The sequence below is a fragment of the Burkholderia paludis genome (assembly GCF_000732615.1).
Taxonomy (GTDB): Bacteria; Pseudomonadota; Gammaproteobacteria; order Burkholderiales; family Burkholderiaceae; genus Burkholderia; species Burkholderia paludis.
In genome coordinates, this window is the sequence record NZ_JPGL01000024.1 from 44,959 (window position 1) to 56,831 (window position 11,873).

Genomic DNA, 11,873 nt, shown 5'->3' on the forward strand with positions numbered 1-11,873 from the left:
GGCCGCTTGCGCGTGCGAAACGGAGCTTCCGTCGACGGCTCTCCGGCTCAGCTGCGCTTGACGCGGTAGACAGCAAGACTACCACGCCAGTTCGCTCCCCACCGAATCGGCTGGCCTTCGTGCAGCACGATGCGGTCGAGGATCGTCACGCCGACTTCCGGTGCGAGCGCCTCGAAATCCTTGATCGTCAGCACCCGCACGTTCGGCGTGTTGTGCCACTGGTACGGCAGCGACTTCGACACCGGCATGCGGCCGCGCAGCACCGACAGCCGGTGCGCCCAGTAGCCGAAGTTCGGGAACGACACGATGCATTCGCGCCCGACCCGCGCGGTTTCGCGCAGGATCGCGGCCGTCTGGTGGATCGTCTGCAGCGTCTGCGACAGGATCGCGAAATCGAAGCTGTGGTCTTCGAACAGGCGCAGCCCGTCCTCCAGGTTCTGCTGGATCACGTTGATGCCGTTCTTCGTGCTCGCGAGCACGCCTGCATCGTTCAGTTCGATGCCGTAGCCGGTGACGTCCAGCTCCTCCATCAGCAGCGACAGCAGCGAGCCGTCGCCGCAGCCGAGATCGAGCACGGTGCCGCGCGGCTCGACCCAGCGGGCGATCGCGCGGAAGTCCGCGCGTGCGGACAGGGAATTCAGCGCTTGCTGGTTCATGCGCCCACCTCGTTGGCGATTCGTTCGTAATAGGCGCGAATCAGGTTGTGATAGCGCGCGTCGTCGAGCAGGAACGCGTCGTGGCCGTGCGGCGCGTCGATTTCCGCGTAGCTGACCGTGCGCTTGTTGTCGAGCAGCGCCTTCACGATCTCGCGCGAACGCGCGGGCGCGAAACGCCAGTCGGTCGTGAAGCTCGCGATCAGGTACTTCGCCTGGGTGTGCGCGAGCGCGGCCGTCAGGTTGCCGTCGAACGCCTTCGCCGGATCGAAGTAGTCGAGCGCGCGCGTGATCAGCAGGTAAGTGTTCGCGTCGAAGTAGTCGGCGAACTTGTCGCCCTGGTAGCGCAGGTACGACTCGACCTCGAATTCGACGTCGAAGCTGAAGTTGTACGCGTCGAGCGCGCCGTCGGCGCGGCGCAGCGCGCGGCCGAATTTCTCGGCCATGTCGTCGTCGGACAGGTAGGTGATGTGGCCGATCATCCGCGCGACGCGCAAGCCCCGCTTCGGCTTCACGCCGTGCGCGTAGTAGTCGCCGCCGTGGAAGTCGGGATCGGACAGGATCGCCGAGCGCGCGACCTCGTTGAACGCGATGTTCTGCGCGGACAGTTTCGGCGTCGATGCGACGTCGATGCAGTGCGCGACGCGCTCCGGATACATCAGGCTCCACGCGAGCGCCTGCATGCCGCCGAGGCTGCCGCCCATCACCGCGGCGAAGCGTTCGATGCCGAACGCGTCGGCGACGCGCGCCTGCGCGTGCACCCAGTCCTCGACGGTCACGACCGGAAAGCGTGCGCCGTACGGCTTGCCGGTCGACGGATCGGTGCTCATCGGGCCGGTCGAGCCGAAGCACGAGCCGAGGTTGTTCACGCCGATCACGAAGAAGCGGTTGGTGTCGAGGGGCTTGCCGGGCCCGACCATGTTGTCCCACCAGCCGGTGCTGCGCGGATCGTCCGCGTAGACGCCGGCGACGTGATGCGACGCGTTGAGCGCGTGGCAGACGAGCACCGCGTTCGAGCGCGCGGCGTTGAGTTCGCCGTAGGTCTCGACGACGAGCTGATAGTTGCCGATCACGCTGCCGCTTTGCAAGCGCAGCGGTTCGGCGAAGTGCATGGTCTGTGGAGCGACGATGCCGATCGATTCCATTCGTTCCGCCTTATGCCTTATGACTGGGCGGCTAAATGGTGTCGGCGAGGCGCGGAGTCGGAGATGCGCGGCTGACGACCTCTTTAGCCGCATTTGTAGTGAACCGCCGGGACAACGACGAATCGGTGCCCGGCCGGTTCGCGCGCCCGCAATCGAGTCAGCAAATCGGCGCGCTTCCGACCTGTCGCCCAGGGGGCGACGGTCGGCAAAGTATAGCGGAAATCCTTCCGGGGCGGATTGCCGCGGGCGGACGCGTCCGGCCATGGCGGCGCGCGCGGCGCAGCGGCCGCCGCGTCGCGAGCGTGCGCGTCACGCGCAGGTCACTGCAGGATCAACCGCAAATGCGCATCGGCCTGCTCGCCGGGGGGCTTCTGGAACCCGCCCTTCGCGAAGCGGTGCCACCGGCCGATCACGTAGCTGACGAGCAGGCTCGCGCGCGCGGCCGGATCGTAGTCGGCCGGCAGCACGAGCGGCGCCGCGCCGTCCTGCGGCGCGTCCGCCTCGGTGCGCGCGACCCGCAGGCATTGCTTGACGGTCGCCTCGATGCGGTCGAGCAGCTGGTTCACGCGCTCGGTCAGCCGCTCGTCCTCGCCCACCAGCGCCTCGCCGGTCAGCACGCGCGTCATGCCGGGGTTCTTCGCGGCGAAATTGAGCATCGTCAGCCCGATCGTGCGCGCCTGCAGCACGCCGTTCGGCTCCTTCGCGACGATCTGGTTGACGAGCCCGAACAGCGCCTGCTCGATGAATTCGATCAGGCCTTCGTACATCTTCGCCTTGCTGGAGAAGTGCCGGTAGAGCGCCGCCTCCGACACGTCGAGCCGGGCCGCGAGCGCGGCGGTCGTGATTTTCTCGGGCTTGGGCGCCTCGAGCATTGCCGCGAGCGTCTGCAGGATCATCACGCGGCGCTCGCCCGGTTTCGGGCGCGTGCGCGCGGGTGTGGCCTGGCTGTCCGTTACGGCTTGGTCCTGCGGGTAAGTCGGCTGCATTTCTGTCGCCCCGATCGTGTGCCCAGTCGGAGCGATTTTAGCGAACGAATGCGCTGGTCGACATAGTGGGGGCGACCGGCGCCCGGCAGATGGCCGGGCAGGTGGCCGGTGATCCACACCGTACCGATGCCGAGACGCTTGTAGCGCTTCAGGTGGCCGCGCGTATCCTCGACGAGGATCGCGTCGGCGAGCCGCGCATGCGCGGCTCGCAGGGTCCGGCGCAGCATCGTGTGATCGGGCTTCGCGCGCCACGTGCGGCGGTCGCGCATGTGCTCGATCGCGATCACGCGCTCGAACAGCCGTTCGATGCGCAATTCGCGCAGCACCGCGCGCGCGTAGTTCTCCGGCGCATTGGTCAGCACGAACTTGCGGCCCGGCAGCGCGGCGACGATGCGCGCGAGGCCGCGCTCGGCGCGCAGCATCGCGGGCAGGTCGGAAAACGTATGCACCACGCGCAGGAAATCGTGCGGATCGATCGGGTGATGGCGCGTGAGGCCGAGCAGCGCGGCGCCGTAGCGCTCGGTGTAGCCGGTGCGCAGGCGGTCGGCTTCGGCGCGCCCGACCTGCAGCGTGTCGATGATGTACTGCGTCATCGCGCGGTTGATCTCGGGAAAGATCGCGTGCGATGCGTGATGCAGCGTGTTGTCGAGATCGAACAGCCAGACGGGCGCGCCGGCGCGCGGCCGGCTGCGCGAGATGCGCCGGCGCCGCAGCGGGGCCGGCAGGCCGGGGTTCGCAGGCGGGCGGCGCGCGCTCAATGCGAGCGGATCATCGTGCCGAACGGCTGCTCGGTCAGGATTTCCAGCAGCACCGAATGCTCGATGCGGCCGTCGACGATATGCACCGACTTCACGCCGCTCTTCGCGGCGTCGAGCGCCGACGAGATCTTCGGCAGCATGCCGCCGGAGATCGTGCCGTCCTCGAACAGCGCGTCGATCTCGCGCGCGGACAGATCGGTCAGCAGGTTGCCGTCCTTGTCCATCACGCCGGGGATGTTGGTCATCATCAGCAGCTTCTCGGCGTTCAGCACGGTGGCGAGCTTGCCCGCGACGAGGTCTGCGTTGATGTTGTACGAGAGGCCGTCTTCGCCGAAGCCGATCGGCGAGATCACCGGGATGAACGCGTCGTCCTGCAGCGCCTTCACAACCGCCGGGTTGATCGCCTCGACCTCGCCGACCTGGCCGATGTCGATGTACTGGCCCGGGTTGTCGCGGTCCGGCATCAGCAGCTTGCGCGCGTGGATCAGGCCGCCGTCCTTGCCCGTCAGGCCCACCGCGTGGCCGCCGAAGTGGTTGATCAGCATCACGATGTCCTGCTGCACTTCGCCGCCCAGCACCCACTCGACGACTTCCATCGTCTCTTCGTCGGTGACGCGCATGCCCTGGATGAAGGTGCCGGCCTTGCCGATCTTCTTCAGCGCATGATCGATCTGCGGACCGCCGCCGTGGACGATCACCGGGTTGATGCCGACTAGTTTCAGCAGGATCACGTCGCGCGCGAAGCCTTGCTTGAGCCGCTCTTCCGTCATCGCGTTGCCGCCGTATTTGATGACCACGGTCTTGCCGTGGTAGCGGCGGATATACGGCAGCGCCTCGGCGAGGATTTCTGCTTTCAGCGTGGGGGCGATCTGCGAGAGGTCGATGGGCTCGGACATGGCGGCGGCTCTGGCTGGGAACGGTTGAAACACGGCGAATTGTACAGGAGTGGCGCAGCGCAGCATCGGGTTTTTGGACGGGCCGGAACACCGTCGGCGACGGGTGGGCGCGGCGCGCGGCGGCCCGCCGGCTATGGCGCGGCGCGATGCGGGCGGCGGTGCGCCGGACCGTCGGCGGGGCGGTTCGCGGCCCGCATCGGCCGGACGGCGGGCGTGCAAATTCCGTGTGCCGCGCTATGCTTGTCGCGTGGGGCGACTTCCCGCCCGCTTCCGCGATTGCGCCATGACCGATTCCGCCGTCGACGCCCGTCCCGCTCCGCGCCGTGCGCGCTGCCCGCACTGCGGGCGCGGCTTCGACTGCGGCGCCCGCACGCAGCCGTTCGACTGCTGGTGCGCGTCGATGCCGGCGCTGCCCGGCGGCGTGCCGCCGGCCGCCGGCGCGCGCTGCCGCTGCCCCGAATGCCTGGCCGACGAGATCGCGCAACGGATGGCCGGCGCGGCCGGCTGACGGCGGCTGCCGGCGTCGCGCCGCGGGCCGGTTCGCGGCGTTTCGATCCGTCCCCGCTAGGGGCGTTGCCCGCTAAACGGGTAAACTGCCCGGATGCAACGAATCACCACCACCGGGCGCGTCAACCTCAGTCACCTGTTCTGGCTCCGCAATCTCGCGATCATCGGCCAGCTCGTGACGATCGGCGTCGTACAGACCTATTTCGGCGTGCATCTGCCTTTGCCGGCGATGCTGATGGTCATCGCGCTCGAAATCGTTTTCAACGCGCTGACCTGGGTGCGCGTGCTGCGCGCGCGGCCCGAGACCAATTTCGAGCTGCTCGGCCAGCTGTGGGTCGACCTCGGCGCGCTGTCCGCGCTGCTGTTCCTGTCGGGCGGCACGACCAATCCGTTCGTGTCGCTATACCTGCCTTCGCTCGCGATCGCGGCCGCCGTGCTGCCATGGCACCTGATGATCTGGCTCGCGGCGTTCGCGGTCGCCTGCTACGCGGCGCTCGGCTTCGATTCGGTGCCGCTCAACCTGGACAATCCCGCGAACCTGTTCGACTACTACCGCACCGGGATGTGGGCGAACTTCATGGTCAGCGTCGGGCTGATCGCATGGTTCGTCGCACGCATGTCGAACGCGCTGCGCCAGCGCGACGCGGCGCTCGGCGCGGCCCAGCAACACCTGCTGCGCGACGAGCGCGCGGTCGCGCTCGGCGTGCAGGCCGCCACCGTCGCGCACGAGATGGGCACGCCGCTGTCGACGATCGCGATGCTCGCCGAGGAGCTGCGCGATGCGGCGCGCGCCGATCCGGGGCTGGCTCGCTACGAGGCCGACCTGAAGGTGCTCGAGGAGCAGATGACGCTCTGCACGTCCGCGCTCGCACGCCTGCGCAGCCGCGCGAGCGCACCCGCCAGCCGCCAGCCGGTCGACGACTGGCTCGACACGTTCGTCGAGCACTGGCGCCTGCGGCATCCTCACGTGCAGTTCGAGCTGCTCGGCGCGCGACCGGCGGGCGTCGCGCTCGACGACACGGTCGCGGCCGGCCAGATCCTGACGATCCTGCTCGACAATGCGGCGCGGGCGAGCCCGCAGCGCGTGACGCTGGCCGCGAAGGTCGCGCACGGCGGCGCGGCCGACGAGATCGAATTCGAGGTATGCGACGACGGGCCCGGCATTCCGACCGCGCTGCGCGAATCGCTCGGCGCGATGCCGGTCGACAGCACGCAGGGCGGGCACGGGGTCGGCCTGTATCTCGCGTTCAGCGCGGCCGCGCGGCTCGGCGGCGAAATCGAGCTGTCCGATGTCGCGCCGCGCGCCGCGGGCGGCAACGGACGCAGTGCGGCGAACGGTCACGCCCCGGCGGGATCGGGCCCCCGCACGGGGCCGCACGCTGCCGGCACGCCGGACAGCCGTGCGGCCGCCGCGCGCGGCACGCGCGCTGTGCTGCGCCTGCCGGTCGTGCGCGTCGCGGCGCCGGCCGCCTCAACCAACACGTAGACGGAGAAACCACATGAGCGAGAACAATTTCCTGGTGATCGACGACAACGAGGTGTTCGCGGGCACGCTCGCGCGCGGCCTCGAGCGCCGCGGTTACGCGGTCCAGCAGGCGCACGACAAGGAGACGGCGCTCAGGCTCGCGGCCGGCGGCAAGTTCCAGTTCATCACGGTCGACCTGCACCTGGGCGAGGATTCGGGCCTGAGCCTGATCGCGCCGCTGTGCGACCTGCAGCCCGATGCGCGGATCCTGGTGCTGACCGGCTACGCGAGCATCGCGACCGCCGTGCAGGCCGTGAAGGAAGGCGCCGACAACTATCTCGCAAAACCCGCGAACGTCGAGTCGATCCTGGCCGCGCTGCAGACCAACGCGACCGAGGTGCAGGCCGACGAAGCGCTCGAGAATCCGGTGGTGCTGTCGGTCGACCGGCTCGAATGGGAGCACATCCAGCGCGTATTGTCCGAGAACAACAACAACATCTCGGCAACCGCGCGCGCGCTGAACATGCACCGCCGCACGCTGCAGCGCAAGCTCGCGAAGAAGCCGGTTAGGCAGTAAGCGGCGGGCGGCTCAGGCGGCCGGGAGGCGGTCGCGCGCGAGCCGCGCGGCGATTTCCGGCTTGAGCTGGAGCGTCATCAGCGCGGTTTCGATCGCGTAGCCGACGTGCACGGCGATCACGCCGCACACCGCGCCCGCCAGGCCGGACAGGGCCGACGCGGACAGCATCCCGCGCATCGCGAACGAGATGCCGGCGAACACCGGCAGTATCAGCAGCGTGGCGCCGGCGAGCGAGCCCGGCAACGCCAGCGACAGCGCGACGTAGTAGCGGCGGCGCGAGTCCCGCCGGATCCGCAGGAAGATCCAGCGGAGGTCGGCGCGCGTCAGCGACCGCAATTCCGGCACGACACGGCCGGCGATGGAAGGGTAGACGATCATCGTCGAGAGCGACCCGGTGACGGCAGGCCGGCGAACCGGCGGGCGGGCGAACGATGCGCCCGGCAGACGTCATGATAGGTCGCGATCCGGATGCCGGCCAGAGGGCGGCTTCGCATGCGCGCGTCGCGCAAACGAAAACGGGCGGCCCCGAACAAGGAACCGCCCGTTCCGCAGCCGGCAACGCGTGCCGCGCGCGTTACAGCACGTAGCGCGACAGGTCTTCGTCCTGCGACACTTCGCCGAGTGCGCGGTCGACATACTGCGCGTCGATCGTCACGCGCTCGCCGGCGTGGTTGCCGGCCGAGAACGACACTTCCTCGAGCAGCTTCTCGATCACCGTGTACAGCCGGCGCGCGCCGATGTTCTCGGTTTTCTCGTTGACCGCGAACGCGATCTCCGCCAGCCGGCGGATGCCGTCGTCGGCGAATTCGAGTTGCACGTCCTCGGTCGCGAGCAGCGCCTGGTACTGCTTGACGAGGCTCGCATCGGTCGCGACGAGGATCGCCTCGAAATCGTTCACCGACAGCGAATCGAGCTCGACGCGGATCGGGAAGCGGCCCTGCAGTTCCGGAATCAGGTCGCTCGGCTTCGCGAGGTGGAACGCGCCGCTCGCGATGAAGAGGATGTGATCGGTCTTCACCATCCCGTACTTCGTGTTGACCGTCGTGCCTTCAACGAGCGGCAGCAGGTCGCGCTGCACACCCTGGCGCGACACTTCGCCGCCGCTGCCTTCGTTGTTGCGCGACGTGATCTTGTCGATCTCGTCGAGGAACACGATGCCGTTCTGCTCGACGTTCTGCACGGCCTTCGTCTTCACTTCCTCGTCGTTCAGCATCTTCGCCGCTTCCTCGTCGGTCAGCAGCTTCAGCGCTTCCTTGATCTTCACCTTGCGGCGTTGCTTCTTGCCGCTGCCGAGGTTCGAGAACATCGAGCGGATCTGCTCGGTCATCTCTTCCATCCCCGGCGGCGCCATGATGTCCATGCCGGCTGACGGCTGCTCGAGGTCGAGTTCGACTTCCTTGTCGTCGAGCTGGCCTTCGCGCAGGCGCTTGCGGAACGTCTGGCGCGTCGCGTTGTTGTCGTCGTTCGCGTGCTCGGCGTTGCCGCCGAAGCCCACCGCGCGCGGCTGCGGCAGCAGGATGTCGAGGATGCGGTCTTCCGCCTGGTCGGTCGCCTTGCTGCGCACCTTGCGCATCTCGGTCTCGCGCGTCTGCTTGACCGAGATCTCGATCAGGTCGCGCACGATGCTGTCGACGTCGCGGCCGACGTAGCCGACTTCGGTGAACTTGGTCGCTTCGATCTTGATGAACGGCGCGTCGGCGAGCTTCGCGAGGCGGCGCGCGATTTCGGTCTTGCCGACGCCCGTCGGCCCGATCATCAGGATGTTCTTAGGCGTGATTTCCTGGCGCAGCGGATCGGCGACCTGCTGGCGGCGCCAGCGGTTGCGCAGCGCGACCGCGACGGCCTTCTTCGCCTTCGCCTGGCCGATGATGTGCTTGTCGAGTTCCGAGACGATCTCGGCAGGGGTCATGGTGCTCATGGTGCTGTCCTTACTCGATCGTTTCGATGATGCGGTTGTGGTTCGTATAGATGCACATGTCGCCGGCGATTTCGAGCGACTTCTCCACGATCTCGCGCGGCGACAGATCGGTGTTCTCCGCGAGCGCGCGGGCCGCGGCCTGCGCATACGCGCCGCCCGAGCCGATCGCGCAGATGCCTTCCTCGGGGTCGAGCACGTCGCCGTTGCCGGTGATCACGAGCGTGGTGGTCGCATCGGCCGTGATCAGCATCGCCTCGAGGCGACGCAGCATCCGGTCGGTGCGCCAGTCCTTCGCGAGCTCGACGGCCGCACGGGTCAGGTTGCCCTGGTGCTTCTCGAGCTTCGCCTCGAAGCGGTCGAGCAGCGAGAACGCATCGGCGGTGCCGCCCGCGAATCCGACCAGCACCTGGTTGTTGTAGATCCGCCGCACTTTCCGCGCGCCACCCTTCATGACGATGTTGCCGAGGGTTACCTGGCCGTCGCCGCCGAGCGCGACCTTGTCGCCGCGCCGGACCGAAACGATGGTCGTGCCGTGAAATTGCTCCATCTGCGTTCCTTGAGAAAAACGGGGAAGAGTCGGGCGGCGCGAGGCGCCGCCGCGTAAAGCGCAGTGCGCCGGGAAGCGGCCCGGCGCGCGTCCGTTTCATTTTAGGGCGGGCGCCGGGATATCAAGAGGCGGGCGGCAAATCGGCGGGCCGGCACACCGGGAACCGGTGCCGGAAAAACAAAAAGCGCGCGGCAGGCCGCGCGCTTTCGGGAAGCAGCGTGTCGGAGCGGAACGCCGCTCGATCAGTCGCCGAACAGCTTCTGGCGCAACTCGCGACGCTCCTGCGCCTCGAGCGACAGCGTGGCGGTCGGACGGGCGAGCAGCCGCGGAATGCCGATCGGCTCGCCGGTTTCCTCGCACCAGCCGTAATCGCCGGAATCGATGCGGGCGAGCGACTGCTGAACCTTCTTGAGGAGCTTGCGTTCGCGATCGCGCGTACGCAGCTCGAGCGCGTGCTCTTCCTCGATCGTCGCGCGATCGGCGGGATCGGGCACGATCACCGTCTCGCGCAGGTTCTCGGTCGTCTGGCCTGCATTCTTGAGGATGTCCGCCTGCAACTGTTCGAGCCGATTTTTGAAGAAGGCGAGCTGATCCTCATTCATGTAATCCTTGTCGCTCATCTTCAGGATTTCGGCTTCGGTCAAGAGTTTCTTCGTCATCTGCTTGCTTCTTCAATGTGCGGCAAATCGACAGATATTGCCTGCACTTTGGGATTACCCGCAACCGCGCTTGCAATCATTTGCGATTTGCCGCCGCGGGGCCGAAAGCCTCTGGAAAACCGGTTCTCAAATACCAGGATAGGCCTGGCGCGGAGTTGCGCGCGCTGCGAACCGGTGTGCTGCGCGGCACTTCGCATCGGCCGTGGCCGGGAGGCGGATTGGCGATCCGGCGCGGTTGCGATGCCCGGAAAACTGGTTCAGCAAGAACCGGGCCTATTTGTTGCCGTACTCCAGCGGGCACGTATTGTAACTGAATCGCAAGTGGGCGCCGTATCGGGTCGATCCCCGTCGGCTGCGCCAATATCTAGAAAATATAACGCGCAAATCGCGAAAAAGCGATGACGGCGAAACCCTGCCCGGAAAGGGCGCCGCGCGCCCGCCGCAGCCGCCCGGAACGGCGGCCGTGGGCGGGCGCCCGGATGCGTCAGGCGAGGCAGGCGTCCAGGCCGTCGGTGATCAGGTCCTGCGGCAGGTCGACGCCGATGAACACCATCTTGCTGGTCTTCTTCTCGATCGGCAGCCACTTCGCGGCGAGGTCGCTGCCCATCATCTGGTGCACGCCCTGGAACACGACCTTGCGGTCGACGCCCTTCATGAACAGCACGCCCTTGTAGCGCAGCATCCGCTCGCCGTAGATCTGCAGGATGCCGCCGAGGAAGTCTTCCAGCTTGTTCGGGTCGAACGGGCGGTCGTTGCGGTACACGAACGACTTGATCTTGTCGTCGTGGTGCGCATGGTGGTGATGGTGGTGGCCGTGGTCGTGATCGTGCGCGCATTGGCCGTGATCGTGGTCGCAATTCGCGTGATCGTGATCATGGCCGTGATCGTGGTGGTGGTGCGCGTGGTCGTCCTCGGCGAGGAAGTCGGGGTCGATCTCGAGCTTCGCGTTCAGGTTGAAGCCGCGCAGGTCGAAGATTTCCTTGATGTCCGCTTCGCCGAAGTTCACGACCCTGACCGCGGCCTTCGGGTTCATGTGCAGCAGCCGGTGCTTGAGGCCGGCGACGGTCTGGTCGTCGACGAGATCCGATTTCGTGATGAACAGGCGGTCGGCGAACCCGACCTGGCGCTGCACGACCTCGTGCTCGTCGAGCTGCGCATTCGCGTGCTTCGCGTCGACCAGCGTGATGATCGCGTCGAGCAGGAAATCGTCGGCGATCTCGCTGTCGATGAAGAAGGTTTGCGCGACGGGGCCGGGGTTCGCCAGGCCGGTGGTTTCGATCACGATGCGGTCGAAGTCGAGCTTGCCTTCGCGCTTCTTCGCGGCCAGGTCGCCGAGCGCGCGGGCGAGGTCGCCGCGGATCGTGCAGCAGATGCAGCCGTTGCTCATCTGGATGATCTGCTCGTTCGAATCCTGCACGAGGATTTCGTTGTCGATGTTCTCTTCGCCGAACTCGTTCTCGATCACGGCGATCTTCATGCCGTGCTGTTCGTTCAGGATGCGCTTGAGCAGCGTCGTCTTGCCGCTGCCGAGGAAGCCGGTAAGGATGGTGACGGGAGTGGCCATGTCGGTCGCCTGTGGTTCGTGAATCGGGGTCAAAACCAGGATGTGCGTCGCGCCCGGGCGTTGCCAGCCGGGGCGCACAACCATCCATTGAAACATACCTGTCAAGCCCCCGCCCGTCGTCCGAACGACGGGCGGGAGCGCGGATCCGCCGGGCGCGGAATGGCGGCCGGCGGACGGTTACGCGCGTAGATCGGGGCG

Annotated in this window: 13 protein-coding genes; 3 read left to right on the forward strand and 10 right to left on the reverse strand. The window is 67.4% G+C overall.

Annotated features, from left to right (window positions below; all coding sequences use genetic code 11):
* Window positions 1-47 precede the first annotated feature (47 nt).
* From metW to argB, 5 genes are all read right to left on the reverse strand, one after another.
* Window positions 48-656 carry a methionine biosynthesis protein MetW gene (gene metW / locus GQ56_RS0116360; RefSeq protein ID WP_031399676.1) on the reverse strand — a complete coding sequence of 203 codons (609 nt, stop codon included), beginning with the start codon at window positions 654-656 and terminating at the stop codon, window positions 48-50.
* Window positions 653-1,798, reverse strand: coding sequence for a homoserine O-succinyltransferase MetX (gene metX / locus GQ56_RS0116365; protein WP_031399677.1), 1,146 nt, complete (start codon window positions 1,796-1,798; stop codon window positions 653-655). Before metX ends, metW begins: the two co-directional genes overlap by 4 nt.
* Before the next feature lie 320 nt (window positions 1,799-2,118).
* The gene (slmA, locus tag GQ56_RS0116370; protein ID WP_031399678.1) at window positions 2,119-2,784 is read right to left on the reverse strand and encodes a nucleoid occlusion factor SlmA; all 666 of its coding nucleotides are present in this window, start codon (window positions 2,782-2,784) and stop codon (window positions 2,119-2,121) included.
* A complete protein-coding gene (locus GQ56_RS0116375; RefSeq protein ID WP_031399679.1) occupies window positions 2,751-3,542 on the reverse strand; it encodes an HAD-IA family hydrolase in 792 nt (263 codons plus the stop codon). The genes slmA and GQ56_RS0116375 overlap by 34 nt, the downstream gene beginning before the upstream one ends.
* Window positions 3,539-4,438 (reverse strand): acetylglutamate kinase, encoded by a 900-nt coding sequence (gene argB / locus GQ56_RS0116380; RefSeq protein WP_006490510.1) that lies wholly within the window; start codon window positions 4,436-4,438, stop codon window positions 3,539-3,541. The genes GQ56_RS0116375 and argB overlap by 4 nt, the downstream gene beginning before the upstream one ends.
* Window positions 4,439-4,721: 283 nt before the next feature.
* Here argB and GQ56_RS0116385 point away from each other — a divergent pair, with 283 nt between their 5' ends.
* The 3 genes from GQ56_RS0116385 to GQ56_RS0116395 all read left to right on the forward strand — a co-directional run bounded on the left by GQ56_RS0116385 (window position 4,722) and on the right by GQ56_RS0116395 (window position 6,987).
* Entirely contained in the window at window positions 4,722-4,946 is a 225-nt protein-coding gene (locus GQ56_RS0116385; RefSeq protein ID WP_031399680.1) for a cysteine-rich CWC family protein, read from the forward strand.
* 93 nt (window positions 4,947-5,039) lie between these two features.
* Window positions 5,040-6,431: an ATP-binding protein gene (locus tag GQ56_RS0116390; RefSeq protein ID WP_031399681.1), complete on the forward strand. Its 1,392-nt coding sequence runs from the start codon at window positions 5,040-5,042 to the stop codon at window positions 6,429-6,431.
* A gap of 13 nt (window positions 6,432-6,444) precedes the next feature.
* A complete protein-coding gene (locus GQ56_RS0116395) occupies window positions 6,445-6,987 on the forward strand; it encodes a response regulator transcription factor (protein ID WP_031399682.1) in 543 nt (180 codons plus the stop codon).
* 12 nt (window positions 6,988-6,999) lie between these two features.
* On the opposite strand, the gene GQ56_RS0116400 is transcribed toward GQ56_RS0116395, so the two are convergent.
* The 5 genes from GQ56_RS0116400 to GQ56_RS0116420 all read right to left on the reverse strand — a co-directional run bounded on the left by GQ56_RS0116400 (window position 7,000) and on the right by GQ56_RS0116420 (window position 11,771).
* Window positions 7,000-7,365, reverse strand: a complete 366-nt coding sequence (locus GQ56_RS0116400; protein WP_031399683.1) for a hypothetical protein — start codon at window positions 7,363-7,365, stop codon at window positions 7,000-7,002.
* 196 nt (window positions 7,366-7,561) lie between these two features.
* Window positions 7,562-8,905 carry an ATP-dependent protease ATPase subunit HslU gene (gene hslU / locus GQ56_RS0116405; RefSeq protein WP_031399684.1) on the reverse strand — a complete coding sequence of 448 codons (1,344 nt, stop codon included), beginning with the start codon at window positions 8,903-8,905 and terminating at the stop codon, window positions 7,562-7,564.
* Window positions 8,906-8,915: 10 nt separating this feature from the next.
* A complete protein-coding gene (gene hslV, locus GQ56_RS0116410) occupies window positions 8,916-9,452 on the reverse strand; it encodes an ATP-dependent protease subunit HslV (RefSeq protein WP_031399685.1) in 537 nt (178 codons plus the stop codon).
* A 242-nt stretch (window positions 9,453-9,694) separates the two neighbouring features.
* A complete protein-coding gene (gene dksA, locus GQ56_RS0116415; protein ID WP_006477498.1) occupies window positions 9,695-10,111 on the reverse strand; it encodes an RNA polymerase-binding protein DksA in 417 nt (138 codons plus the stop codon).
* 484 nt (window positions 10,112-10,595) lie between these two features.
* The gene (locus tag GQ56_RS0116420; RefSeq protein ID WP_174923200.1) at window positions 10,596-11,771 is read right to left on the reverse strand and encodes a CobW family GTP-binding protein; all 1,176 of its coding nucleotides are present in this window, start codon (window positions 11,769-11,771) and stop codon (window positions 10,596-10,598) included.
* Between the last annotated feature and the right edge of the window lie 102 nt (window positions 11,772-11,873).